The 25254-nt window shown below is 68.2% G+C and carries 29 protein-coding genes and 1 pseudogene; 16 read left to right on the top strand and 14 right to left on the bottom strand.

Going from position 1 to position 25254, the window contains the following annotated elements:
- Positions 1-28: 28 nt before the first annotated feature.
- A complete protein-coding gene (locus tag EER30_RS41975) occupies positions 29-853 on the bottom strand; it encodes an IclR family transcriptional regulator (RefSeq protein WP_240670658.1) in 825 nt (274 codons plus the stop codon).
- A 19-nt stretch (positions 854-872) separates the two neighbouring features.
- Between EER30_RS41975 and EER30_RS41980 the strand changes: the two genes are divergently transcribed.
- The 5 genes from EER30_RS41980 to EER30_RS42000 all read left to right on the top strand — a co-directional run bounded on the left by EER30_RS41980 (position 873) and on the right by EER30_RS42000 (position 7126).
- Positions 873-2330, top strand: a complete 1458-nt coding sequence (locus EER30_RS41980) for an aldehyde dehydrogenase family protein (RefSeq protein WP_240670659.1) — start codon at positions 873-875, stop codon at positions 2328-2330.
- 61 nt (positions 2331-2391) lie between these two features.
- The gene (locus EER30_RS41985; RefSeq protein ID WP_240670660.1) at positions 2392-4053 is read left to right on the top strand and encodes a sulfatase-like hydrolase/transferase; all 1662 of its coding nucleotides are present in this window, start codon (positions 2392-2394) and stop codon (positions 4051-4053) included.
- Positions 4054-4183: 130 nt separating this feature from the next.
- On the top strand, positions 4184-5440 hold the full coding sequence (locus EER30_RS41990; protein ID WP_127507654.1) for a vanadium-dependent haloperoxidase: 1257 nt from the start codon (positions 4184-4186) through the stop codon (positions 5438-5440).
- 55 nt (positions 5441-5495) lie between these two features.
- A complete protein-coding gene (locus tag EER30_RS41995) occupies positions 5496-6443 on the top strand; it encodes a hypothetical protein (RefSeq protein ID WP_127507656.1) in 948 nt (315 codons plus the stop codon).
- 89 nt (positions 6444-6532) lie between these two features.
- Entirely contained in the window at positions 6533-7126 is a 594-nt protein-coding gene (locus EER30_RS42000; protein WP_127507658.1) for a hypothetical protein, read from the top strand.
- Here the strand turns inward: EER30_RS42000 and EER30_RS42005 are convergent.
- From EER30_RS42005 to EER30_RS42030, 6 genes are all read right to left on the bottom strand, one after another.
- Positions 7123-7347: a WCX domain-containing protein gene (locus EER30_RS42005; protein ID WP_127507702.1), complete on the bottom strand. Its 225-nt coding sequence runs from the start codon at positions 7345-7347 to the stop codon at positions 7123-7125. The two genes, EER30_RS42000 and EER30_RS42005, sit on opposite strands and share 4 nt — an antisense overlap.
- A gap of 55 nt (positions 7348-7402) precedes the next feature.
- Positions 7403-7804 (bottom strand): PIN domain-containing protein, encoded by a 402-nt coding sequence (locus EER30_RS42010; protein ID WP_127507659.1) that lies wholly within the window; start codon positions 7802-7804, stop codon positions 7403-7405.
- 85 nt (positions 7805-7889) lie between these two features.
- Complete coding sequence (locus tag EER30_RS42015; RefSeq protein ID WP_127507661.1) at positions 7890-9860, bottom strand: beta-galactosidase; 1971 nt, start codon at positions 9858-9860, stop codon at positions 7890-7892.
- 31 nt (positions 9861-9891) lie between these two features.
- Positions 9892-11238: an ABC transporter substrate-binding protein gene (locus tag EER30_RS42020; protein WP_205650651.1), complete on the bottom strand. Its 1347-nt coding sequence runs from the start codon at positions 11236-11238 to the stop codon at positions 9892-9894.
- Positions 11239-11261: 23 nt separating this feature from the next.
- A complete protein-coding gene (locus EER30_RS42025) occupies positions 11262-12176 on the bottom strand; it encodes a carbohydrate ABC transporter permease (RefSeq protein ID WP_127507663.1) in 915 nt (304 codons plus the stop codon).
- A complete protein-coding gene (locus tag EER30_RS42030; protein WP_127507665.1) occupies positions 12173-13093 on the bottom strand; it encodes an ABC transporter permease subunit in 921 nt (306 codons plus the stop codon). The genes EER30_RS42025 and EER30_RS42030 overlap by 4 nt, the downstream gene beginning before the upstream one ends.
- A gap of 174 nt (positions 13094-13267) precedes the next feature.
- Here EER30_RS42030 and EER30_RS42035 point away from each other — a divergent pair, with 174 nt between their 5' ends.
- A complete protein-coding gene (locus EER30_RS42035; protein WP_127507666.1) occupies positions 13268-14254 on the top strand; it encodes a LacI family DNA-binding transcriptional regulator in 987 nt (328 codons plus the stop codon).
- Between the two features lie 10 nt (positions 14255-14264).
- Positions 14265-15158, top strand: coding sequence for a GIY-YIG nuclease family protein (locus tag EER30_RS42040; RefSeq protein ID WP_127507668.1), 894 nt, complete (start codon positions 14265-14267; stop codon positions 15156-15158).
- A gap of 4 nt (positions 15159-15162) precedes the next feature.
- Here the strand turns inward: EER30_RS42040 and EER30_RS47670 are convergent, their stop codons facing one another.
- On the bottom strand, positions 15163-15312 hold the full coding sequence (locus tag EER30_RS47670; protein WP_164842689.1) for a hypothetical protein: 150 nt from the start codon (positions 15310-15312) through the stop codon (positions 15163-15165).
- A gap of 195 nt (positions 15313-15507) precedes the next feature.
- On the opposite strand from EER30_RS47670, the gene EER30_RS42045 reads away from it, so the two are divergent.
- The 4 genes from EER30_RS42045 to EER30_RS42060 all read left to right on the top strand — a co-directional run bounded on the left by EER30_RS42045 (position 15508) and on the right by EER30_RS42060 (position 18584).
- Positions 15508-16767: an RICIN domain-containing protein gene (locus EER30_RS42045; protein ID WP_127507670.1), complete on the top strand. Its 1260-nt coding sequence runs from the start codon at positions 15508-15510 to the stop codon at positions 16765-16767.
- 113 nt (positions 16768-16880) lie between these two features.
- Positions 16881-17795, top strand: coding sequence for a caspase family protein (locus EER30_RS42050; protein ID WP_127507672.1), 915 nt, complete (start codon positions 16881-16883; stop codon positions 17793-17795).
- 32 nt (positions 17796-17827) lie between these two features.
- Complete coding sequence (locus EER30_RS42055; protein WP_127507674.1) at positions 17828-18328, top strand: PH domain-containing protein; 501 nt, start codon at positions 17828-17830, stop codon at positions 18326-18328.
- A 28-nt stretch (positions 18329-18356) separates the two neighbouring features.
- The gene (locus EER30_RS42060) at positions 18357-18584 is read left to right on the top strand and encodes a hypothetical protein (RefSeq protein ID WP_127507676.1); all 228 of its coding nucleotides are present in this window, start codon (positions 18357-18359) and stop codon (positions 18582-18584) included.
- Here the strand turns inward: EER30_RS42060 and EER30_RS42065 are convergent.
- Entirely contained in the window at positions 18546-19061 is a 516-nt protein-coding gene (locus EER30_RS42065; RefSeq protein ID WP_240670662.1) for a VanZ family protein, read from the bottom strand. The genes EER30_RS42060 and EER30_RS42065 overlap by 39 nt on opposite strands.
- A 288-nt stretch (positions 19062-19349) precedes the next feature.
- Here EER30_RS42065 and EER30_RS42070 point away from each other — a divergent pair, with 288 nt between their 5' ends.
- On the top strand, positions 19350-20084 hold the full coding sequence (locus tag EER30_RS42070; RefSeq protein WP_127507680.1) for a GNAT family N-acetyltransferase: 735 nt from the start codon (positions 19350-19352) through the stop codon (positions 20082-20084).
- Positions 20084-20308 (top strand): translation initiation factor IF-1, encoded by a 225-nt coding sequence (gene infA / locus EER30_RS42075; protein ID WP_127507681.1) that lies wholly within the window; start codon positions 20084-20086, stop codon positions 20306-20308. Before EER30_RS42070 ends, infA begins: the two co-directional genes overlap by 1 nt.
- Positions 20309-20538: 230 nt before the next feature.
- Here infA and EER30_RS42080 read toward each other — a convergent pair whose 3' ends face one another.
- The 4 genes from EER30_RS42080 to EER30_RS42095 all read right to left on the bottom strand — a co-directional run bounded on the left by EER30_RS42080 (position 20539) and on the right by EER30_RS42095 (position 23142).
- Positions 20539-21183: a hypothetical protein gene (locus EER30_RS42080; protein ID WP_127507683.1), complete on the bottom strand. Its 645-nt coding sequence runs from the start codon at positions 21181-21183 to the stop codon at positions 20539-20541.
- A gap of 193 nt (positions 21184-21376) precedes the next feature.
- Entirely contained in the window at positions 21377-22009 is a 633-nt protein-coding gene (locus EER30_RS42085) for a DUF7003 family protein (protein ID WP_127507685.1), read from the bottom strand.
- 644 nt (positions 22010-22653) lie between these two features.
- On the bottom strand, positions 22654-22962 hold the full coding sequence (locus tag EER30_RS42090; protein ID WP_127507687.1) for a hypothetical protein: 309 nt from the start codon (positions 22960-22962) through the stop codon (positions 22654-22656).
- Positions 22963-23142, bottom strand: a complete 180-nt coding sequence (locus EER30_RS42095; protein WP_127507689.1) for a hypothetical protein — start codon at positions 23140-23142, stop codon at positions 22963-22965.
- A 115-nt stretch (positions 23143-23257) separates the two neighbouring features.
- On the opposite strand from EER30_RS42095, the gene EER30_RS42100 reads away from it, so the two are divergent.
- From EER30_RS42100 to EER30_RS42105, 3 genes are all read left to right on the top strand, one after another.
- Positions 23258-23950, top strand: a complete 693-nt coding sequence (locus EER30_RS42100) for a DUF6193 family natural product biosynthesis protein (protein WP_127507692.1) — start codon at positions 23258-23260, stop codon at positions 23948-23950.
- 333 nt (positions 23951-24283) lie between these two features.
- The gene (locus EER30_RS47675) at positions 24284-24448 is read left to right on the top strand and encodes a hypothetical protein (RefSeq protein WP_164842690.1); all 165 of its coding nucleotides are present in this window, start codon (positions 24284-24286) and stop codon (positions 24446-24448) included.
- 149 nt (positions 24449-24597) lie between these two features.
- Positions 24598-25185, top strand: coding sequence for a hypothetical protein (locus EER30_RS42105; RefSeq protein WP_127507694.1), 588 nt, complete (start codon positions 24598-24600; stop codon positions 25183-25185).
- On the opposite strand, the pseudogene EER30_RS49840 reads toward EER30_RS42105, so the two are convergent.
- Positions 25135-25254 (bottom strand): annotated as a pseudogene (locus EER30_RS49840) (IS630 family transposase); the annotation flags it as partial. The gene EER30_RS42105 and the pseudogene EER30_RS49840 overlap by 51 nt on opposite strands.

Below are 25254 nucleotides of genomic sequence, written 5' to 3' on the forward strand. Positions count from 1 at the left end.
TCGATGTCGCACGTATCAACGGCGTGTTTCAACTATTGGAACGGAACCCGAGTTGATGCGAAATGTCCGCCGCAGTGCGCAGCAGCGGAGCCGAGAGCCGATCGACAATCGATTCGAGCGAAGCGCCCCACGTTGTCAGGTGCACGGCGACGTTGATCGCCGCGACCACCTGCCCGGAGCGGTCCCGGATCGGCGCGGCCAGCGATCGCAGTCCAGGGGCGAGCTCCTCGTCGTTGACCGCGAGCCCGCTCTGGCGCACCTGCGACAAAGCAGAGACCAACTGCTCCCGTACGGTGATGGTCCGCGGCCCCCGGCGGGCCAGGTCCATGCGGTCGAGCAGCGGCCGCAGCGCCGCCGGGTCGCGATAGGCCAGCAGCACCTTGCCCATCGACGTGCAGTAGGCCGGCAGCCGCGAACCGACGTGCAGGTTCAGGTCGACCGCGAGCCCGGACGGGCGACGGCTGCGGCGCCGCTCGACGTAGACGATGTCGGCGCCGTCGAGGACCGCCATGCTGGCCGCGCAGCCCGTCTCGTCCGACAGGGTCTGCAGGTGCGCGGCGGCCACCCCGGTGATCTCCATCGAGCTGATCGCGGCGAACCCCAGGTCGACGACGCGCGGGCCCAGCGAGTACTTACGCGTGTCCGGGTCCTGCTGCAGGAAGCCGAGCCCGGCCAGCGTCGCCACGTAGCGGTGGGTGGTGCTGCGGTTCAGCCCGACCGCGCGGGCCAGGTCGGCGATGCCCAGCACCGGACCGTTCTCGGTGAACTCGGTCAGGATGCGCAGCCCGCGTTCGAGCGACTGGGACGTCATCGTGGTCCACTCCTTCGACGGGCGTTCCGGTTGTTCGAACACTTCGTTAACGTGTTTCGGCGTGACACTCAAGGTGGCGCACCGCATCGGCGGCCTCGAAGTCGGTCCGCGCGGCGGCCGATGGCACCCCGACCGCGACCCGTTCACGCGGGCCGTGCTGGCCGACGTGGCCTCGGGCGACGCCGAGGACGCGCGGGCGGCCGTCGAGGCGGCCCACACCGCATTCCCCGGCTGGGCCGCGCTGCCGCCGGCCGAACGGCAACTGATCTTCATCCGGGCGGCCGACGCTCTCGCCCGCCGCGCCGACGAGACCCTCGCGCTGCTCGCGGCCGAGACCGGCTGCGGGCCCTGGTTCGGGCGGGTGCAGCTCGACTTCTGCCTGGCCCTGCTGCGCCAGGCGGCCGGCCTCGCCCACGCGCCGACCGGTCAACTGCTGCCCAGCGACCTGCCCGGCTCGAAGGCGCTGGCCGTGCAGCGGCCGGTCGGGGTGGTCGCGGCGATCGCACCGTGGAACGCGGCGCTCAGCCTGGCCGGCCGGGCCGTGGTCGGGCCCCTCGCGCTTGGCAACACAGTCGTGCTGAAACCCTCGGAGGAGGCGCCGATCACCGGCGGCACCCTGTGGGCCGAGCTCTTCGAGGAGGCGGGGCTGCCACCGGGAGCGGTCAACGTGGTGACCCACGCGCCCGGCGACGCGGGCCTGATCGCCGAGGAACTGGTCACCCACCCCCTGGTCAGGCGGGTCAGCTTCACGGGGTCGACCGTCACCGGGCGGCGCATCGCCGAGCTGGCCGCCCGCCACCTGAAACGACCGGTGCTGCAGCTCAGCGGGCACAACGCGCTGATCGTACGGGCCGACGCCGACCTCGACCTGGCCGTCGACGCGGCCGCGTACGGCGCCTTCGTCCACCAGGGCGAGATCTGCATGTGCGTGCGCCGGATCGTGGTCGAGCAGCCGATCGCGACCGAGTTCACCGCCCGATTCGTCGAGAAAGTGCGGGCGCTGCCCGTCGGCGATCCGCGAGACCCCCGTACGGTGGTCGGGCCGTTGATCAATGAATGGGCGCTGAGCCTGGTCACCCGGCGCGTCGAGGAGGCGATGACCCTGGGAGCGCGCCTGCTCACCGGCGGGAAGGCCGAACCGCCGTGCTATCCGCCGACCGTGCTGACCGACGTGCCCGAGACGGCCGAGATCGCCTTCGAGGAGACGTTCGGGCCGGTCGCGCTGCTGGAGACCGTCCGCGACACCGACGAGGCGGTCCGGCGGGCCAACGCCTCGCGCTACGGGCTGACCGCCGGGATCATCTCGGCCGACACGTACGGCAGCCTCGAGCTGGCGCGACGACTCGAGGTCGGCATCGTGCACATCAACGACCAGACCGTGAACGACGAACCGCAGATGCCGTTCGGCGGGCAGAAGGACAGTGGCTGGGGGCGGTTCGGCCTGCAATTCGCCGGCGACGACTTCACCGAACTTCAATGGATCACGATGCGCGACGAACGCCGGACGTTCCCGTTCTGAACCTTGCGCCGCTCAAACCCGTATCCGAGGGCGTCACCACCTCGAACCGGGAGACTGTGCCTTGCCGTTGCCCCACCGCCGTCGCCTGCTGGCCGGCCTGATCACCGCGGCCTCCGCCGTGCTGGTCGTCGCCGCGCTCGTGGTGCCCGACGCGATCGCCCGGCCCGCTCAGGGCGCCTTCCTGCCCGGCGCGTTCCTGCGGCTCCCGCTGGAACTCATCGTGGCCGGCGCCGTCGTGCTGGCCGTCCCCGTCCGATGGCGCCGCCCGGTGGCCGCCGCGTTCGGGGCCGGGCTCGCCCTCCTGGTCGTGTTCAAGATCGCGAACGCCGGTTTCCGCAGCGTGCTGGGCCGCAAGTTCGACGTCGTGCTCGACCCCCCGCTGCTGCGCGACGGCTACAACGCGCTGACCGAGACCGACGGGCACACATACGCCAATCTCGCCGTGGCCGCGGCGATCGTCGGGGTCGTCGCGCTCGTGGCCGCCCTGGTGCTGTCGTCGCTGCGACTGGCGGGGGCCGCCTCCCGGCGTACGATCCCGGCCCGTCGCCTGCTGACCGGGCTCAGCGCCGCCTGGGTCGCGTTCGCGCTCAGCGGCCTGACCCTGTTCCCGAACGCGCCGGTCGCCTCCGACTCGGCGATGAAGCTGCTCAAGTCGACCGTGGCCCAGGTCCCCAAGACGATCAGGGACGATCGCCAGTTCGTGGAGGCGGTCGGCCACGACCCGTACACGGGCTCGTCCGCCTCTGATCTTGTCTCGGCCCTGCGCGGCAAAGACGTGATCATCGGGGTGGTCGAGAGCTACGGTCACAGCTCGCTGACCGACCCGGCGATGTCGGCGATCGTGAACCCGGCCGTCGACTCGGCCCAGTCGCGTCTGGCGGCTGCCGGATTCTCGGCGCGGACCGGATGGCTGACGTCGTCGACCTACGGCGGCGGGAGCTGGCTGGCGCACGCGTCGTTCCAGTCCGGGCTGTGGGTGACCAGCCAGCGCCGCTACGACGAGATGGTCGGCGGCGACCGGCTGACGCTGACCCGGGCGTTCAAGGACGCGGGCTGGCAGACGGCGGGCCTCGAGCCGGGCAACACCAAGGACTGGCCGGAGGCCAGCTTCTACGGCTATGACCGGGTGCTCGACTCGCGCAACCTCGGCTACAAGGGACCCGATTACGGCTGGTCCCGCATGCCCGACCAGTACGTGCTGTCGAAATTCCAGCACGACGTCTACGGCCCGGCCACCAAGCCGCTGATGGCCGAGATCACGCTGACCTCCAGCCACGAGCCGTGGACGCACGTGCCCTCGATGGTCCCGTGGGAGTCGGTCGGCGACGGCAAGATCTTCGGGCCGCAGGTCGCCGGTGCTCCCCCGCGCTCCGAGTTGTGGGCCGACAAGGACAAGACCCGGGCCGCGTACGCCCGGACGATCGCCTACTCGGTGGACGCGCTCACGTCGTGGGCCGCGAAGTACGGCGACGACAACCTGGTCCTGATCATGTTCGGCGACCACCAGCCGATGTCGCGGATCACCGGCCCGAAGGCGAGCCACGACGTGCCCGTCTCGATCATCGCGAAGGATCCGGCGGCGCTCGACCGCATCAAGTCGTGGGGCTGGAACGACGGCCTGCACCCCGCGGCCGACGGGCCGGTGTGGCGCATGGACCAGTTCCGCGACCGGTTCTTCGCGGCGTACGGGCGTTCGAGCGGAGTTGCTCTCGGGCATCGCTGAACCGTTCCCGGGCGCCGCTTCGCTCCTCCCCGGCATCGCTGGAAGTCGATCCCTCTGACCTTTCCGGGCCCTCTTGTGTCCATCGTGGATCCGTGGCGAAGCTGAGGTTCTACATCCACGGGGGATTCAGATGTCCAGATTCCGTACGTTGCTGGCGGCGCTCACGCTGTCCGTGACCGCCGTCCTCGTCGTCCCGTCCGCCGCCTCGGCCTCTTCGGCCGGCCCCAACCCGGTCGTCCTCTGGAACAGCAACGCTCAACAGGCCATCTACGAGGTGGCGCGCCAGGGGCCGTACGTGGCCCCGCGCAGTTTCGCGATGGTCCATGGCGCCGTCTATGACGCCGTCAACGCCATCGCGGGTACGCCGTACGAGCCGTATCTGCTTTCTCCCCCGGCCCGGCGTTCCTACTCCGCCGACGCTGCGGTCGCCGCGGCGGCGTACCGAGTCCTGCTCTCGCTCTTCCCCGCCCAGACCGCTTCGCTCGACCAGATGTACGCCGACGCGCTGGCCCCGATCCCCGCCGGCCGCGCCAAGGACGGCGGCATCCGGGTCGGCGCCGAGGCCGCAGCCGCGATGATCGCCGCCCGGGTGGGCGACGGCGCGTTCGGCCCCGGCACCTGGAACACGTCGACGGCTCCCGGCCAGTGGCGGCCCACTCCCCCGACCCTGGCCTCCGACGGCGCCTGGGTCGGAGACCTGAAGCCGTTCGTCATCCGGCGCGGCGACCAGTTCCGCACATCAGGGCCACCCGCTTTGTCGTCGGCGGCGTGGGCGCGCGACTTCAACGAGGTCAAGGCCATCGGCGGCGCGGTCAGCTCGGTGCGCACGCCCGACCAGACCTCGGCCGCGATCTGGTGGCACGACCGTCGCCTGACCGAGTGGGAGATCAAGCGCCAGGTCTCGGACCGCCAGGGCCTGTCAACGCTGCAGGCGGCGCGCTTCTTCGCCCTGGCCGAGATAGCCAACGCCGACTCCCTGATCGCCTGCTTCAACGAGAAGAAGCACTACAACTTCTGGCGTCCCGTCACCGCCGTCCAGGAAGCCGCCCTCGACGGCAACCCGCGCACCGCCCCCGACCCCGCGTGGATGCCGCTGCTGGTGACCCCGCCGTTCCCCGACTACACCTCAGGCCACACCTGCTCAACCTCGACCATCATGTACACGATGCGCGCCTTCTTCGGCCGGGACGACATCCCGTTCTCCGCCTACAGCGCCGACTCGGGCACAACCCGCTCGTTCCCGAGCTTCTCCGCAGCGTTGGCCGAGGTGGTGGAGGCCCGAATCTGGGGTGGCGTCCACTACCGAGAGGCAGACGTCCAGGGCGTCCGAATCGGCAACGGCGTAGCCAAGTACGTCCTGGCCCACGAATTCCGCAAGCGCCACTGAGAACCGGCCGGGCTCGCCGTCAGGTCGAGCCCGGCCGTCTCGATAGGCTGCGGCGGTGATCATCGACGTGACGCAATGGTCCGGTCTGGATCCGGTCGCCGCTGCGAAGGTGGCCGAGTCGGTCGCGGCGCGAACCGGCGCCACGCTGGTGGAGGTCCAGGCCCACGAATACGCCGGTCGGCGAGCGCCGGTCGCGGTGTTCACGGTCGGCGGCGAGCGGTTCGTGCTCGTACCGGGCGGTGAGGTGACCGTGGGTTTTGACAGCGGCCGTTTCGAGCCGACGCCGGAACAGGAGGCCAGTTTCGCCGAGAGCGCGGACGAGTACGGCATCGAACAGGACATCCGGCAGTTCACCAACGCGGTCACCTCGGATCGACGTACCGTAGAGGTGCCGTCGTTGCTGGTGGCCGTCGAGGCTGTCGAGGGAGGCGCGGTCGCGGTGCCGACCGACCACCCGGACATCCTCCGACGCGTCGACCGGCTCCGCCACCAGCCTGGGTCGGCGGCCGAACCCGCGCCGGGACAGATCGAATGGTCCGGCGCCGCCCGGGTGACCCTCCGGCCGGACTGGACCGTGGAGGCCGCGTGGTTGCTCGGCAAGCCCTCGTACGGGGACGAGACCGCCCGGCTGGCCGGGATCGGGCAGCGGCTGCTGACCCCCGACGAATGGGAGCACGCGTGCGACGCCGCCGCTGGCACGCTGTTCCGGTGGGGTGACACCAACCCGGACAGCGACCCGTGGTCGGCAAGGACCGGCCCGCACCGCGAACCCAACCTCTTCGGCCTGACCATCGGGCAGGACCCCTATTGCCCGGAGCGCACCGCGATTCGCGACGTGGTGTGCGGGGGCGACGGCGGAAGCCTCGTCTGCGGTGGAGCGGGCAGTTACCTGTCCTGGCTGACGATCGCCACCGCCTACCGGGACACCCACTACGCAGCCGCGGTCGCGAACGACGACAGCTTCGACACGATGCGAGTCCGTCCGGCGATCCCGTTGACCTGACGGTCTGATCGAACTCGGACAGGTTGTTGGAGTGAGTAGACGGACTCTTTGTGCGATTCATGGGTTTGACCTGCGGTTTAGCTGGTCCCATGAGGCTGATCCGTATCGCCGTTTCCGTACTGACCACCGTCGGGCTGACGCTGGGGGTGTCCGCTGCTCCGGCCGCTGCGGCGGACGAGGCGGTTCGCACCGGGGTGCTGACCGGGACCGTCCGCGTCTACGACTACTGCGGGCCCGGTGTCCAGAAACGCGTGGCCGGCGTCTACGACTACAACATGGCCGGGAAACTGATCTTCGGGCGGCCGATCGACGGGGAACCGAACGAATTCCACCTGGCGTTCGCGACCAACGATCTGGGAGCCGCCGGGGCCGTCGGTCTCGACTCGGCCGTACAGGTGAACGCGGGCAGTGGCCCGGTCACGCTGGTCTACTGGCGGCTCAGCGCGGACGGGGACCGCTTCACCGGCGAGCTGACCGATCCGCATCTCAGCGAGGCCGCAGCGATCAACCTGTTCAACAACCAGCAGCCGCTCATTCCGTGCCGGCCCGAGATGGGCACGCTTCCGATGCCGCTGGCCCTCGCCGCCGGCAGCCGCATTTCTGGTACGCCGGTGTCGTTCGCGTTGCAGGCCGTCACCACCGACGGCATGGCCGAACTCGACCTGCGCTTCGACGGGAGTTAGCCGTACCGGGTGACGAGGGCGGTGGCACGGTCGTGCAAAGCGGCGCGTAGCCATTGCGGGGCGACGGCTTCCGCTCTCATGCCGAGCTGCCACAGTGCCCATTCGGCGTGGTGGGCGTCCTGGAACGCCATCTCCATCCGCAGCCGGCCGTCGCGTTCGGGCTGCTCGGTGTGGATGCGCAGCCGGCGTCCCGTGACCACGGCGCGCCGCACCTCCGCCATCACCACGCCGGGCAGTTCTTCGGCGGCCGCCCGCCGGGAGTGGAGGTTGTGCGCCTCACGCGATCACCAGCGCGGTCAACGGCTCGACGGGGACGATGTCCTTGGCTCGGGCGGCCAGGTGCGGATCGATGGTGATCAGGGCATCGGCCTGGAGTCTGGTGACGGCCAGGTACTCGGCGTCGCGAAGGGTCGGCCAGTTCAGCTGACGGGCCAGGCGCCACGCTGTCGCGCGGGAGACGCGGTCGCCGAGGAGGCGGATCTTCAGCTCGGTCATCCGGTCGTGCAGCAACATGGCCTCGCGGTCGGTGCGCGAGCCCTGCTGCGCGTCGGCCAGCAGTAGCTGCATCGCTTCCGAGCGGATGGCGTTCGGCGCGACCAGCCGGTGGGCGGGGTCGACCGCAAGCGCGTCGACGACCAGGTGCAGCAGTGTCGGTGCATCGATCACATAGCGCGCCATGGGACCAGCCTAGACATGCAAGAGGCGGCCCGGTGCCGGCGGACGTTGCCGGCATCGGGCCGCCTTTGCGCGCCCGAGCTGGGACTCAGGCGCGGAGCACCGCCACTCCCCTGGCGGTGAGAGTGCGGTCGGCGCCGCCCAGGGCGGTGATGTCGACCGTTTCCTCGGTGCGGTTGATGATGAACCGGGTGTCGCCGCGGACGGCCAGTTCGACCAGGCCGCGCAGGGACGACGGGAGTTCGCTCTCGACGCCGGCCCTCGAGAGCAGGTCGCCCAGGACCGGGGTCAGGCCGTCGGGGCCCAGACGCGTCGAGACGTACGCCGCCGAGCCCGAGCCGACCGTACGGCGGGTGATCGCCGGGCGCCCGGCCTGGTCGCCGGTCTTGTAGGAGGCGAGGACTTCGGCGTCGGTGATGTCGATCCGGTCGGTCCACAGCGTGCCGGTGAGGCCGTTGTCGAGGTCGGCCGTGTCGCCGTCGAGCAGCGGGCCGAACTCCTCGATGCGCAGGCCCAGCAGGTCGCGCAGCGCGCCGGGGTAGCCGCCGAGGCCGACGTGGTCGTTCTCGTCGACGATCCCGGAGAAGTACGTGGTGATCAGGTGCCCGCCGTTGTCGACGAACGCGGTCAGCCGGGCGGCCAGCGCCGAGGGCACCATGTGCAGCACCGGGGCGACCACGACGTCGTACCCGTCGAACGACGAGCCGGCCGGGAGCACGTCGGCCCGTACGCCCAGGTTGAGGAACGCGGTGTACCAGTCGAGCGCCTCCTGCTTGTAGCGCAGGCGCGAGGTCGGGTGCGAGTCCTGCTCGACGGCCCACCACGAGTTCCAGTCGAACAGGATCGCCGCCCTGGCTCGCGTACGCGGGGTGCCCTGCAGAGAGGCCAGGTCACGCAGCCGGGCGCCGAGGTCGACGACGTCGCGGAACAGCGTGCTGTCCGTGCCGGCGTGCGGGTACATGCCCGAGTGGTACTTTTCGGCACCGGCCCGGGACTGGCGCCACTGGAAGAAGCAGACCGCGTCGGCGCCGTGCGCGACGTGGGTGAGGGAGTCGCGGGCCAGTTCGCCCGGCTTCTTGGCCAGGTTGATCGGCTGCCAGTTGACGGCGCTGGTCGAGTGTTCCATCAGGAACCACGGGTCGCCGCCGGCGATGTTGCCGGTCAGGTTGGCCGAGAACGAGAGCTCGTCGAGCGACTGCGCGCCGGGCAGGCGGTAGTGGTCGTTGGAGACGAAGTCGACCTCGGCCGCCCAGTCGGCGTAGTCCATGCCCTTGGTCTCGCCCATGACCATGAAGTTCGTGGTCACCGGCACGTCCGGCGAGATCTCGCGCAAGATCGCCTTCTCCGCGCGCAGGTAGTCCTTGAGCGCGTCGGACGAGAACCGCTTGAAGTCGAGCTGCTGCGTCGGGTTCGGGTGGGTCGCGGCCTGCCGCGGGGGCAGGATCTCGTCGAAGTCCGAGTACCACTGCGACCAGAACGCCGTGCCCCACGCCTCGTTCAGCGCGTCGACCGTGCCGTACCGGGAACGCAGCCACACGCGGAAGGCCGCGGCCGCGTCGTCGGAGAAGTCGTAGATGTTGTGGCAGCCCAGCTCGTTGCTGACGTGCCAGGCCACCACGGCCGGGTGGTTGCCGTAGCGGGTCGCGATCTCGCGGACCAGCTTGAGCGCGTAGTCCCGGAAGATCGGCGAGGTCGGCCGCCACTGCTGACGGCCGCCCGGCCAGATCGTGTTGCCGTGGACGTCCACCGGGAGGATCTCGGGGTGCTTGGTCGTCAGCCACGGCGGCGGGGAGGCCGTCGCCGTGGCCAGATCGACCGAGATCCCGTTGGCGTGCAGGAGCTCGATGGCCTCGTCGAGCCAGCCGAAGTCGTACTGACCCTCGGCCTTCTCGATCTTGGCCCACGAGAAGATCGCCAGCGAGACGACCGTGACGCCGGCCTCGCGCATGGCGCGAACGTCCTCGGCCCAGGTCTCGCGCGGCCACTGCTCGGGGTTGTAGTCGGCGCCGTACTCCAGGCGGGGGTTACCGTCCCGGCGCAGCCAACGGGGGTTTGACACAGGATCTCCCAGGGTGGAACGGGGTGGAGCCTTACTTGACGGTGAAGCCCTGCTCGTTGCCGTACTTCACGGACTGGTCCTGCCAGGCCTTGAGGCCGTCGGCGAGCGGGGTGCTGGAGACGTACGCCTTGCCGACGGTGTCGTTGAAGACGCTGTTCGCGTAGACCTGGAAGGGCAGGTACGACCAGCCGGTGACGACGTTCTGGGCCGACTTCGCGAAGATCTCGTTGGCCTTCTGACCGCCGAAGTACTTGAACTCGGTGTTCAGCCACTTCTGGTCGGCCAGGGTCTTGCTGGTGGCCGGGAACGCGCCGTTGTCCACGCGGATCTGCACGCCGTCGCCGTCGTTCGCGTACTTCAGGAAGCCGTACGCGAGCTCCTTGTTGGCGCCCTTGTCGAGGATGGTCAGCGAGGAGCCGCCGTTCTCGGCGCTGGCGTTGCCGCCCGCGGTCCACTGCGGGAGCTCAGCGGCGCGCCACTTGCCCGAGCCGCCGGGGGCGCTGGTGACGAAGTTCGCCGGCATCCAGGCGCCGGTCGCCAGGGTGGCGATGGAGCCGTTGCCGATGCCCTGGAACCACTGGTCGCTCCACGAGCTGATCGGGGCGAGCAGCTTCTCGCTGATCAGCTGCTGCCAGACCTTGGTGTACTCCTGGACGCCCGGGTCGGTGAAGTCGATCTTCACGTTGGTGCCGTCGACCTGGTAGGGCTTGCCGCCGGCCTGCCACATGAGGCTGGTCGCGAAGCCCGCGTCGCCGGTGTCGTTGGCGATGTACGCCTTCGGGTCGGCCTTGTGCAGCTTGCGGGCCGCGTCCAGGTACTCGGTCCAGGTGGTCGGGACCTTGATGCCGTGCTTGTCGAAAACGTCCTTGTTGTAGAACAGCGCCATGGGGCCGGAGTCCATCGGCAGGCCGTAGATGCCACCGTTGGAGTTGACCGAGTTCCACGGGCCGGGGGTGAAGTCGGCCTTCAGGCTCTCGGCGCCGTAGCCCTTGAGGTCGGTCAGCGCCTTGCCGATCGCGAACTGCGGCAGCGCGTAGTACTCGATCTGGCCGACGTCCGGCACACCCTTGCCCGCGGCGATCGCGTTCTGCAGGGCCGTGTACTGCTTGTCGCTGGTGCCGGCGTTGACCAGGTCGACCTTGACCTTCGGGTACTTCTCCTGGAACTTCGCGACGACGTCCTTGAGGGTGGGCTCCCACGCCCACACCGTCAGGGTGCCGCCCTTCTCGAGCGCCGCCTGCACCTGCGCGTCGGTGACGGTGGAGGAGCCGGAACCGGAACCTGAGCCGGCGTCGTCGGTGCCGCCACCGCAGGCGGCGAGGCCGAGGCCGAGGACGGCGGCCGACGCTACGGCCGCCATCTTGGTGAATCGGGACATTGAAGCGGGTCCTTTCGGGGGTGTTATTCCTTGACACTTCCGGCGGTCAGGCCGGACTGCCAGTAGCGCTGCAGCGTGAGGAACGCCGCGAGCAGGAGGACGACGGTGACGAGCGATCCGGTGATGACGAGGTTGAAGACCGCCTCGCCACCCGCCGTGGCCGCCTGGGCGTTCCACGCGTTGAGGCCCACGGTCAGCGGATACCAATCCGGGTCCTTCAGCATGATCAGCGGCAGGAAGTAGTTGTTCATGGTCGCGACCATCGTGAACAGCGCGGTCGTGACGATGCCGGGGCCGAGCAGCGGGACGGCGAGCTTGAAGAACGTGCGCATCTCGCCCGCGCCGTCGACCCGAGCCGCCTCGAGCATCTCGCCCGGGATGGCCTGGGCCGCGAAGGTCCACATCAGGTACAGGCCGAACGGCGAGATCAGCGACGGGATGATCACGGCCCACGGGGTGTTGGTCAGCCCGAACTTGCTGAACATCAGGAACGTCGGTACGGCCAGCGCGGTCGGCGGGACGGCCACCGCGCCGAGGACGATCGCGAACACCGCCTTCTTGCCGACGAAGTTGAATTTCGCCAGCCCGTAGCCGCCGAGAACCGCCAGGAACGTCGCCCCGCCGGCGCCGACGACCACGTAGATGAGCGTGTTCAGCAGCCAGCGGCTGAAGATCCCACCGTCGTACGTGAAGGTGTCCGCGATGTTGCTGAACAGCGCGAACTTGCCGTCGTCGAACCAGAGGCCGAACGACGAGAACAGGCCGTCCTGCGTCTTCGTCGAGTTGATCAGCAGCCAGCCCAGCGGGACCAGCGCGTAGAGCGACATGAGCCCGACGAGCAGCGTCAGCATGATGCTGCCCTTGCGACGCGGCTTCTTCGCGGAGAGAGTCACGGGCTTCTTGGTGGTGCGGGCCGGGGTCTGGGCCGTGGTGGTCATCCGAGCTCCTTGGTTCCGCGAAGCTGCACCACGTACGCGACGATGATGGTGATGACGGCCATCACGACCGCGACGGCCGCGGAGTAGTTGAACTGCTGGCCCGCGAAGGTCAGGGAGTAGGCGTAGAAGTTCGGCGTGAAGTACGAGGTGATCGCGTTCGGCGCCAGGTTCCGCAGGATGGCGGGCTCATTGAAGAGCTGGAAGCTGCCGATGATCGAGAAGATCGTCGCGATGACCAGCGCGCCGCGGATCGCCGGGATCTTGATCGACCGGATGATCCGCCACTGGCCGGCGCCGTCGATCGCGGCCGACTCGTACAGCGACTTCGGCACGACCTGCAGGGCCGAGTAGAAGATCAGCATGTTGTAGCCGACGAATTCCCAGGTCGTGATGTTGCCGATCGACGCGAGGATCAGGCTCGGCTTCAGCGGGTCGGGCAACGAGACCCCGAGGGCGTCGTTGATGTTGCCGACCAGGCCGAACTGCGAGCCGTAGATGAAGCCCCACATCAGCGCGGCGACCACGGTCGGCACGGCGTACGGCAGGAAGATCGAGACCCGGAAGAAGCTCTTGCCGTAGAGGCGGCCGCTGTCGAGCGCGAGCGCGACCAGCAGGGCCAGGAACAGCATGATCGGCACCTGCACGAGCAGGAAGAGCCCGACCCGGCCGACCGACGACCAGAACTGCGGGTCCGTCAGCGCCTGCTGGTAGTTGTCCAGCCCGACGAACTGGTTCCCGCCGATGAGCCGGTTACGGAAGAGGCTCAGATAGATCGCGTACCCGATCGGCGCGAGGAAGACCAGCGCGAACACGAACATGAACGGACCGACGAACTGCCAGCCCTTGAAGGAGGGGCGCCTGCGTCGCACGCCCATCCGCGACGCGGCGGGGGGTGCCGCGAGCTGTGGTACTGCCATCTGCCCTCATCCTGTCTTGCAGAACACCGCGATGTGTTTACGCAAACATGCCACGTGAACCTGAGTGTTCGACAATGTTTCGTCTAGTTCATCGCTGTGATGTTTGCGTAAACATGGCGGTGATAGTTTCACCGTGTGCAGGGATCGTCAAGCAACCGGCGTCGCGGGGCCTCCATGGCCGATGTCGCGCGTCTAGCAGGAGTGTCGTCCCAGACCGTCAGCCGCGTGTCGACCGGGCACCCAGGTGTGCTCGACACAACACGGCGCGAGGTTCTCAACGCGATGCAACAACTGGGCTATCGGCCCAACAGCGCCGCACGGGCCCTGAAACGTGGTGAATTCCGGACAATCGGCGTCATTTTGTTCACGCTGTCGACCACCGGGAACAGCCGGACGGTCGAGGCCATCGCCGCCCACGCCGCCCAGGAGGGCTACGCGATCACCCTGATCCCGGTCGCGGTGCCGACCCAGGACGGGGTGCTCGGCGCCTTCACACGACTCGGCGAACTCGCCGTCGACGGCATCATCGTGATCATGGAGGTGCACCTGCTCGACGCGGTGAATCTCACACTGCCCCCGGGCGTGCCGGTGGTCGTCGTCGACTCCGACGCGGGCGACCGCTACCCCGTAGTCGACGCCGACCAGGCCGAGGGCGCCCGCCAGGCCGTACGGCATCTGCTCGAGCTCGGCCACGAGACGGTCTTCCACGTCACCGGCCCCGACGACTCGTTCTCCAGCGCTCGCCGCGCCGAAGCCTGGCGCACCGTGCTCTCCGAGGCCGGCCGCCGTGCTCCCGAATGCGAGCACGGCGATTGGTCGGCCGAGTCCGGCTACCGCGCCGGTCTTCGCCTCGCCGAGCGCCCCGACTGCACGGCGATCTTCGTGGCCAACGACCAGATGGCCCTCGGCGTGCTGCGCGCCCTGCACGAACGCGGCCGCCGCGTCCCCGAGGACGTCAGCGTGGTCGGCTTCGACGACATCCCCGACGCGGGCTCGTTCATGCCGCCGCTGACGACGGTCCGGCAGGACTGGACCGAGGTCGGGCGCCGCTGCGTACAGGGCCTGCTCGACCAGATGCGCCGGCACACCCTGGAACCGGGCACCGTGCTGGTCCCGACGACCCTGATCCCGCGGGCGAGCACGGCGCCGCCCAACGGGTAGATTTTCCGGTATGCCCCCGACCGGACTTCCCGCGGCGCCGGGCGTCTACCGGTTCCGCGACGGGGACGGGCGGGCGCTCTACGTCGGCCGGGCCACCAACCTGCGCAGCCGGGTCGCGTCCTACTGGGGCGACCTGCGCGACCGCCGCCACCTGCGCCGCATGATCCCGCAGGTGGCGCGGGTCGAGGCGGTCGTCTGCGACTCGGTGCACGAGGCCGCCTGGCTCGAACGCAACCTGCTGGAACGCTCGAAGCCCCGCTGGAACCGCATCCGCGGCGGCTTGGAGGTCCCCGTCTGCATCCGCGTCGACCCGGTCGCCGCGAGGGTCGAACTGGTCCACTGGCGTCCCGGCGCCGACCATCCGGGCCTCATCTTCGGCCCCTACCTCGGGGGCAATCAGGTGCGGCTGGCCATTTCGGGGCTCGACCGGATCGCTCCCCTGCGCTACACCAGCGAGCGACTCGACGGCGGCCTGCGCGACCTGGCCCGCATTCGCGGGGTCACCCCGGCCGATCGCGTGACGTTCCTGGCGACGATCACGGATGTTCTGCACCGCGGGGCCGAGGGCTTGAGAACCGTACGGGATGGGCTGGCTCTGCTGCGGGACAAGGCGGCCGGCAACCTCGGGTTCGAGCTCGCGGCCCGCATCCAGGAGGAGATCGAGGCCGTCGACTGGATCGCGGCCGACCAGCGGGTCACGACCCTGGCTCCGCCGCCCGACCATGATGTCTACGGCTGGTCGGACGGTCTGCTGGTCCGGTTCCAGATGCGGGCCGGCCGGCTGGACCGCTGGGACCAGCGCGCGAGCTCGCAGGCCACGGCCCGGCGCTACCTGGAGCTCACTCCCCCGGAATGGTCCGCCTTCGCCACCCGAAACGCCGAACTGGCCCGGCTGCTGAGCTGAGCGGTCATGTGCAGCCCACCGGCAGGGAGATCGAGGTGACCCGGCTGCGGCCGACCGCCAGGAGCTTTCCGTCGAGGACCGTCACCGAATGGATCGGCCGCTCGGGCGGCCACTGCTGGACGCGGAGGACGGCCAGAGCGTCTTCCAGGAGCACTTCAGGCCCTCGGGCCGATGACGTCACCCGCACGTTCGCGGATCGACGCGTTCGCCCTCCGTCGGCCGGCTCACGCCTATCCCTCACGGTTGATCTGGAAATTAAATTAACTATTGCTTGTATCAAGGCACTTCGATGCCTCAGGATGAAGACGCGGCCGCCCCCATCCCCGCACTCATCCCCTGAGGTATTGCCATGCGTCTACTCAAGCGTGCCCTCGCGGCGGCTGTGTTGTTCGTGGCGGCCATCGCCGTTCCGGCCCAACCGGCGGCCGCGGCTGAACCGTTCAAGGTGCTCGCGTTCTACAACGGAACGTGGGATGCCGCGCACATCGACTTCGACAAAGAGGCCCGGGAATGGTTCCCGCAGGCGGCCGCTCAGAACGGCTTCACCTGGGAGGCCACCACCGACTGGAGCCGGCTCAGCGCGTCGGGTCTGGCCGCCTACAAAGTCATCATGTTCCTCGACGACGGCCCGCCGGCCGATCGACGGGCGGCGTTCCAGCAGTACATGCAGAACGGCGGCGCCTGGCTCGGCTTCCACGTCAGCGCCTGGACCGACAACGCGAACGGCTGGAGCTGGTACTACAACACGTTCCTGGGGTCGGGGAACTTCGCCACGAACACGTGGGGCCCGACCGCCGAGACGTTGCGGCTCGGCACCCATCCGACCACGGCAGGTCTGCCCGCGACCATTCAGTCGTCGGTCAGCGAATGGTATTCGTGGAGCCGTGACCTGCGGCAGAACCCGGACATCGACATTCTGGCGTCGCTCGACGCGTCGACCTTCCCGGTCGGCACCGACCCGAACCAGCAATGGCGCAGCGGCTACTACCCGCTGATCTGGTCCAACCGGAACTACAAGATGATCTACACGAACTTCGGGCACAACGCGATGAACTACCAGACCAATACGCGTACGTCGTCCACGTTCGCCAGTGCGCAGCAGAACCAGTGGCTCATCAACAGCATCCTGTGGCTGGCCGGTCAGAACGGGGGCGGCCAGCCACCGGTGGATCAGCCGATCGATCCCGCGGCGTGGTACCCGGTCGTGAACAAGAACAGCGGGAAATGCCTCGACGCACGGGCGGCCGGCACGGTCAACGGCACGGCGATCCAGCAGTACGCCTGCAACACCAGCAACGCGCAGCAGTTCCAGTTCGCGGCGACCAGCGGCGGATTCTCGCGCATCAATCAGCGGGGCAACAGCAGCCAGGTGCTCGACGTCACCAACGTGTCCACAGCCGACAATGCGCCGATCCAGACCTGGGCGTACGGCGGTGGGAACAACCAGCAGTGGCAGGCGGTGAGCGAGGGCGGCGGCTATTACCACTTCGTGAACCGCAACAGTGGCAAGTGCCTGGACGTGCCGGCCGCTTCGCAGTCCGACGGTGTGCAGCTCGTTCAATACACCTGCAACGGCACGGCGGCCCAGAGTTTCCGCCTCACTCGATAGGGTGACCGGCTCGCGGGTGAACCCCTCACTCGCGAGCCGTCCATATGCCCTTCGGCCGTCCGTTTGAGCTGAAAGTACTACGGCAGCCGACAACCACCCCTTACTACCGTCGATTGCATGACCTTTCCGACGGCCAGGCCGCCGGCATGAGCTCACGCGCCCTGCTCATCGCGGTGGACAGCCGGATCTTCGCCCCGCGAGCCGACATCGGCGCCCTCGGCCGGGCACTCGGCGATCCGGCCGTCGGCGATTTCGAGGTGCGCAAACTCGTCAACCCGACCGGCACCGAGATGCAGCGTACGGTCGGGGAGTTCTTCGGTTCGGCCGGCCCCGACGACGTGCTGTTGCTGCACTTCGCCGGGCTCGGCTTCCTCGACGGCGAGCCGGCCGCGCGCGAGCTGACCGGCAGCATCGCCGAACTCGCCGAGAGCAGTGTCAGCCGCCGCGTCGTCCTGCTCGTCGACCGTCTTTTCCCGGACGGGCTACCGGCTCAGTTCCCGGCGCCCGGACGCTTCGTCCTGGCCGCCACCGGCGAGGCCCTCGAGGAGCGCAGCCACTCGATGTTCACCAGCGTGCTGGCCGACGGTCTGCGCACCGGGGCGGCCGACCTCGACGGCGACGGCTGGATCTCGGTGACGGACCTTCATGCGTACGCCCTCGACCGCATGGCCGGGCTGGGCGCCCCGCAGACGCCCATCCTGCTCGGCGACCGCGCCCACGACCTGATCCTGGCCCGCGGGCCGGCGAACGTGCGGGCGATGCCGCCCGACCGGCAACCTCCCGCGATTCCGGTGCCGGCGGCGACGACACGTCACCCGATGCGTCCGGCGCTTCTCATGTTCGCGACGCTCTGCGCGGCCGTCGGCATCCCGGCGGTCGTCGAGGCGGACGCCGTGCTCTGGGGAGTCAGCATCGCGTTCGGGGCCGCCGCGCTCGTGGCCTTCGTCCGGCGGCGCGTTCTCTGGGGATTCGTACTGCTGGCGGCCGCGCTGCTGGCCGGCCCGACGAACCTGGGCGTCCTCGGCTGACCCACAGCCGTCCCCTGACCGAACGGAGAATCATGAGCCCCGAATGGGACCGCGCCTACGCCCCGGCCGCCGGGCGCTGGGCGGTCATCGTGTGGGAGGCAGGCGGCCTCGCCTACCTGCACTGGACCACGGTCCGCCTGTTCGACCTCGGCTCCACGGCTGCCTGGGCGCTCGCCGGCTTCTTCGCCGTTCTCTGGGTCGTCGGGTCATGGCAGGTCAGGCTCATGGGCCTGTACGTCAGCCCGGCCGCGCTACGGCTACGCGGGGTGATCCGCAGCCGCACCGTGCCATTCGGCGAGATCGCCGCGGTCACCGTCGAGGAGGTGGTCCACCGGCTCGGCCCGTGGCGCATCCCGGCCGGCCGGACCGTCATCCTGACGCTGCGCGACGGCGTCCGGCTGAACACGGCGATGTGGGAGCGCGGCCTCGACTTCCATCGCCGCCCCGCGGAATTCCACGCCGTTTACCAGGAGTTACGGCGCCGAATCGCCGACCCGGTTCACCGCCGGATGTCGTCGCGGAGTTCTTCGTAGCGGGACAGATCGCGCAAGGGTCAACGCCGTGTACTTGCCCCTGTACGACCTCTGCGGGCCGGCCGATCTCGATCCGCTGCTGGACGACCTCGTGGCTCTGCACAGCACCGGCCGCCTGCCGAAAGCCGCCGTGGTAAGCAGGCACAACGGCAAGCAATGGGTGTCCGTCGACGACTCTGACGGGGACACTCCGCCGGCCCGTCCTCCAGGCGAGCGATCAGCCTCGGACAGCGGGGGCCACGTCGGGGTGGTCTGACGGGTCGGTGGCCGGGGATCGCCACCAGCGGCGGGAGGCCAGCGCGGCGAGGCCCGCGCCGGCGGCGTTGAGCAGCACGTCGTCCACGGAGGAGACGCGGTCGAGGCGCAGCGCGTACTGGGCGATCTCGACCAGCGTCGAGCAGCCCGCCGCGAGAGCGACGACGCGCGCCACGGATGCCAGGGCCGGGAAGTGCAGCGGGGCGAAGAAGCCCAGCGCCGCGAAGACCAGCAGGTTGCCCACGATCTGAACCGTGATCGTCACCGGGCTGCCGGCCAGGACCGTGTCGAGGTCGCGGAACGGCACGAGGCTGGTCCGGCCGGGGACAGTGCCGGCCTGTGAGCCGGGCAGCAGGATCATCCACACCCACGGGACCGTGCCGTAGACGATGCCGACCTCGGCCAGCGACTTCCGCGTGCCTCCGCGGCGTCGCGCCAGGATCAGGACGGCCAGCACGGCCAAGGGCAAGGTGGCCACCGTAAGAAGCACGACACCACTGATCGTCCCGAACCAGAAGTGCCAACCCCCGGGCAAACGCCACCTCCGCTGTCGTTCGACGGCGCAGTCTATCGAGCCGGCTGCGGTAATCGGTGGACCGGCGGGCGCCGGCGGGGTACGGTACTCGCCGACCGTGGTACGGCCCGAGGAGGTGAGCACCGTGAACGTTGTAGCGAAGTGGGTGCTCCCCACCCCCGTCACGGTCGGGCGTCGGCGCTAGGTGCCGCCCGGGAGCGTCCCTTGAGGAACTCCCGAAAGGTGACACCGATGAACACACTCGTCATAACGCGGGTCGGCGAGCGGCAGTGGCATGCCCTCGACGACGACCTCGTGGTCGGCCGGGGCGACGCGTCTCCCCGACCCGACGGCCGGCTCTACCTCAGCGTCGACGCCTGGCACGACTCGGTCTTCGAGCGGCTCGCCGCGGTCATGCTGGCCGCCCTGCCCCGGCCTCTCTACACGGTCGTGGACGAGGCCGACCTCGATCTGACCGCCCGCTGGCAGCAGGCCGGGCTGACCGTCCGGCGCCGCGAGTGGGAGTACGTCATGGCGTCCGGCACGGTTTCCGTTCCGTCGCCGCGGGGCGTGACGATGCTGCCTGCCGGCCGTGCGGAGCTGCGCCCGTTGCGTCGCCTCGACCGTACGATCCACGCCGAGATCGAGTCGTCCCCGGGCTGGGATCTGATGCCGGCGGCGGTTCTGTCCCGGCCGCTCGATCCGGGCCGGTACCTGGTCGCTGCCGGGTCCGACGGGTACGTGGGTCTGGCCCGCCTGGCGCTGCTGCCGAGGCACACCCGAATCGGCCTGATCGCCGTGCGGGCCAGCCGTCGCCGCCGCGGCATCGCCCGGGCGATGCTGGCGGAGGTGCTGCGCTCGAGCCAGGAGCGGGGAGTGCCGACGGTTTCGGCGGAGGTCCACGAGGCCAACGCCGAGGCAATCGCCCTGTTCGAAGGGGCCGGGGCTCGCCGGCACGGCAGCAACCTCGAGCTGGTGATCCGCTGATGGCCAAGGGAACCGACGGCATCCAGGTCGAGGGCACCGTGACGGAATGCCTGCGGAATGCCAACTTCCGCGTAGAACTGACCAATGGCCACGTAGTCCTGGCTCACATCAGCGGCAAGATCCGCAAGAACTACATCAAGATCCTGCCGTTCGACCGGGTTCTCGTGGAGCTCAGCGAGTACGACCTGAACCGGGGGCGGATCCTCTTCCGGTACCGCAACTAGGCTCAAAGCCCAACACCTCACGACCGAGGAGCGGCGTCGCTCCTCGGTCGTGGGCCGGTTTCCCAGCGCGGCGACAGGAGCACCCGGAGCAGTCATCCAGGCCCATCAACGTCGATGCGGCCACTGAAAAGGCTGATGGCACGTCCGGATCTGCCGACGAGAGTGCCCGTTGCGTCCGTCAGGTCGCTCAGACCAGATATGGCGAGCCAATTGTCAAGACGCCGAGTGCCTCAGATGGCTGTAGTGGGATCTTCAAGATTGCGCGTCCGACCAGGTCGCATCGCCTCCCGTTCCTTTGCCATCGTCCACAGGTATTTGTCGATGTCGCGGAGGGAGAAGTCGTCCAAACCATAATGTGTGCGGAACTTGCGAACCGACCGGCACCACACGGCGTAGTCCGTTCTCCAATGTTCTTGAGGCGTGAATATATCGAACGTCTCACCCTGTTTCAGCAACGCGTTCAAGACCCCGGCCACGAGTGAGTCGTAGATGGGATACACGGCAGGCTGGTGGAAACTGGAATACTTCGTGGCGAAAGAATAATGACGCCGTCGTTTCCCGCCATGCTTGACGGTAGCGATCTTCTCAATGAGTTCGGGATCCGCAGTGGGCTGGTCGAGTCGGGCGTCTATGTCGATCGCGACGATGTGCCGCGCGACCTGAAGCACCCCAAGAATATTCGTCCAGTAAAGACCATTCAGCGCAGCGATCTTGACCCCGACCTCGCCGACGTCGCGATTGCTAGGCAGCGCGTCAAACGTTTTCCGCAGGGCAACGTCGATCCTTTCATTGTCGCTGCCATGCCAGCGTGCAAGGTAAAGCCGAACCTGCTCAGGCGACGGTGTCGCGATCGGCAGTGATGCAGCGGCGTCCACAGACCTGAGGATAGTGGACAGGCGGTTACTACCGGAAGAGACGATGACTGCCGCAGACTCCTGATCAACGCTCGAAGCGTGGGTGAGTGCAGTGAGAATCTCGCCCCTCGCGGCATAGTCAAATGTTTGGCCAGACTCTTGGTCGTTCCGCCGAACTTACTCATCTGCCGCTGTCGGTGGGTGTCTGGATGGGCTACAGGGTTCCGGATTCCGGCCAGTGGGACCAATGCGTGTTGGGTGGCATTTCCGGTGCGTACAGCTTCGTCCTACCGGTCGCCAGTACATCGGCGAGTTGGCGGAAGGTTGTTGACTCGCTGGGGAGGTCACCGTCGGGGTGGTGCCAGTCGTCCAGGCGCATGATTTCGGGCAGGTCGGCCGGGACCCGCCGTCGGAGTTCCTGTTCGTCAGCCAGCAGGAGTTCCCGGTGGTCTGGGACGAGTTGGCGAAGTACATCGATCAGTTCGTCGCCGCGTTCGGCCGGTACCTCGAGCCGGTGACCCCGGACCAGGATTGGCGTTCCGCAGTAAATCTCTGGCTCGTCGATGTCCTCGATCTCGTCCCAGTTGTCGATCCGGTCGAGGAAGTCCGCGTTATCCGAACCTGGTCCGCCGATGGTCAGGCAGTTGCCGAAGATGTGGAGGACATCTGTGAGGTTGCCGGCCCGGGGCGAGTAGCCCACCGTCTCGACGATCAGCGCCCACCGCCGCGCGTCGTGGTAGGCGTGGAGCCGGGCGTCGACAGCGTAGGAGTAGCCGTTGTTCAGGTCTGGAAACGCGTACCGTTCAGCCGCGGTGTCAAGCTGGCTAATGATCTCAACGACGTCCATGGCCGTGCAGCGTAGCCACCCATGATCCGCCAGGACTGACCGACGCACATCAAGCCGCTGTCCGAGCGACTTGTTTCTATGCCGCGATGCGAACACTCATCGGCCAGCCACCGCTGGCGCCTCGTAGCGGATCTCGTTTGCGGCTCGCCAGAGCAGAAACGAGGACCCTGTACGGCCGTTGATTCTCGGCTTAGCCAGCCGATGCCGGGTCTGCGGACGAGATGCCGAGGCTGCACGACCGGCACAGACGGATTGGTCCCCACTGCTCATCCATGTGGTCTTCCATGAAGTCTGTCTTCGGCGAAGCCGGAGAGACATCGGCTCCACAGACGGCAATGGACGAGTCGACGCGCGTCGCGTGGCCGACTATCTCACGGTACGGCGCTGAGCGGTCGGCGCGCACTGTATCGACCTGACGTATGTCGACGGGGGTCAGCGCCAGGACGAACATCAATCGTTTCCGCACAGTGGGAGGGTAGCTATACACGCAATTTGGTGGGCGGAAGCCCGCGTCCGGATTTGCCGCGAACCGCTCGCCATGGAGCCTAACGGTCGTCCGGCCCGCAGAGTTGTGCGCGAGCTCGAAGTCGAGGCGGTCGCGTTGGGACGTCGTGTCAGCCTGGTTGGGGCTGTGCGCCGCCCGATCAACGGATGCGGTTCACCGGATCGATCCATTCGCGGACGACTGGCGCTTCTTCCTCGATCTCCTCGTCGATGAGTCCCAGCGCGAAGCCGAACAAGCGGATCTCGTATCGGCGACCGTTGTGTTCCTCTGATGCGGCGAGCTTACCGAGCACCTCGACCAGCCGCTGGCGTTGGCCGACGGCCAGCTCGTCCAGCCATGCACCCGTGGCCTCCTGAAGCTTCACCGCCACGAAAGGATCGACCTGTTCGGCGTCACACGTGTCGAGCCACCACATGAGATCGACCAGCAGATCGGCGGCAGCCGGCAACTAGGTGAGCCGGCCGTCTCGCTCGACAGGAGACTGCTCGATCATCCAGTCGAGGCTTTGCCTGACGGAGGTCACCGCAGTGGGATCGACATGGTCTGCCGGGTAGGCGTCGAACCAGGTGAGCAGGTCGTTGATGTGGTCCTGCACCAGATGTGCGAATTCTTCGTCTTCAACGGGCACGGCCCGCGACAATATGCCGCAGTGCCGATGCCCGGACATCCGGATCTGCCGCGTTCACGGCGAGATGAGCCTGGCCGTAGGTGGTGGTTACGTCGCGTCGGTGCATGATAGGGCGATGGCTGATGCGGGGTTATGGGGCGAGGCGGCGCGCTGGTATCCAGACGTCGTTGCGCTCGGTGCTGCACACGATGCCTGGCAGGCCGAGTTTGACCGACAGGGGTCGCTGTTTCGGGCTTGTCCCCAGGAGTCGACGAACCCGCGGACCGCGACTGTCGAAAACCACGAACGAAACGCGTACCTAATCCTCGGCGCCCGGGAGCGCAGGTTCGTCCTCGGGCTGCGCGCCGAACGGACGGTCATGCTCTCCGGATACGCACCGGATCTGAGAATCGCCGCCGACGCGACACAGGCGTGGCTAACTGGAAAACGACCGCCAGCGATTGCGGCGGAGTGGCCTTTCCTCGGATCCGTTGCTCTGGCGATTGCACGGGAGCGCGGCGACTACCGCGAGGCCAGCTGGCTGCACCTGTACGAGAACCACCGCGCAGATCCGATAGCGGCGCGGCTACAGCACTTTGTCGCAGTGGCCTTCCGCGAACCTCGGCTGCGCCAGCTCAGGCCGTACACGAGCCACTGGACGCTGCATTTCAGCGCCACATCAGCCTGGCCCTATACGGGAGCCTATCCAGCGGTCGCTCCCACGAAAACACCTGGCCGATATATCGTGGTCACCAGCGGCGGCCGAGCCTACGACGAGACAGACGCGGCCGGCGCGTTGCAGCTAGTACTAAACGAAGTCTCGGACTGACCGGCGAGTCCTACCGAAGGACGGTCGAAGCCAGAGCGCAGGTGCATCACAGATCAGGACCTCGCGCAGCACATGGAAGTGTTTATGCCTCGCCGGTCTCCGGGCGAGCTCAGGTCGCTGTTACCGCGACGACGCCACTACGGCCGGTCTCCGGTGATCCGAGGATTGTCGGCGTCGGCCAACCGTCAGATCGCTGCGTTCGAGCTCGTCAACGGGTTGCACCCGGGCGAGGTGGCACACGCATTTCGCCGTTGGTCACAAGTCCGCCGTGGTGACAGGCTCGAGCGGCCATACGACACTGGCCCGGAGGACTGGCGTGCCCCCGACTGCCACGTGCGTACGCTTCTCGAGCACGCGGCGTGGGCACTTCGCCGCAAGGCGCGCCGCGAATTGTGCGCCGTGCTCCATCCCTACGATGAACTTCACCATGCGCGCACAGTCAACAACCCGTTCCTGCGGCAAGACCTCCACTGGTGGCTGCGCCGCATCGAACTGTGACCGGCGGACGTGATTGAGTATCCGGATCTGCCGCGATGATGCCCGCTTCCGCCTGGCCGGCTGGCCTATGTGACGACGAACCTCGGCTGGAACCATGAGGATCATGACCACCTTCAGTCTGCTGCGACAGAAGCCGATCTGGGTGCCCGATGGGCTTTGCGCCGAGTCTCGATGTCGACAAAGGTCACCGTGACCGCCGTGGTGACCACCGACATCACACCGGCACGGGTGACGTCTACGAGGCCACCGCCCACGCCGTGTGGCAAGCGTTGGGTGTCCAGCACGAGGTGCCGTACGTCGGTTTCAGCGATCCCCGGATGGTCACGTCATGGCTGACCGAGATGTTTTCGGCGGCGCGGACTTGTCGTCAGACCCGCATCGGCCAGCGGCTTGACGCCGTGACCGAGGCGCGGCATTGGTACCAGGGTCAACGCGAGCTGGACACCGCGAGCCTTCTCCACGCGTGGCTGTTCTTCGACCATGCCATGCCGGTCGGTCTCCACTGCCGTGGTGACGAGCTGGTCTTGGCGAAGGAGGACCCGTACCGGTCGTACGACATGAACGAGCACGGGGAGACCCGGGTCGGCCCGGCGCTACCTCCGGATGTCTTGTCGAGATTCGTCGGGGCCCGGCTTACCGACGGCGCCGTAATCGTCGGCCACGACGCCGACACGGTCTGCGCCGGTCTAAGCGCCTGGCCAGAAGTTTTGTCCGTAACCCGGCGGCAGCCAGGGTGAGGTCCAGGGCGCGGCGGTGGTCAGGTTCTGGCTGTCGGTGCGGTGCTGGAAGAAGGCATGGGCTTGGCG

The sequence above is a fragment of the Actinoplanes solisilvae genome (assembly GCF_003999975.1).
Lineage (GTDB): Bacteria > Actinomycetota > Actinomycetes > Mycobacteriales > Micromonosporaceae > Actinoplanes > Actinoplanes solisilvae.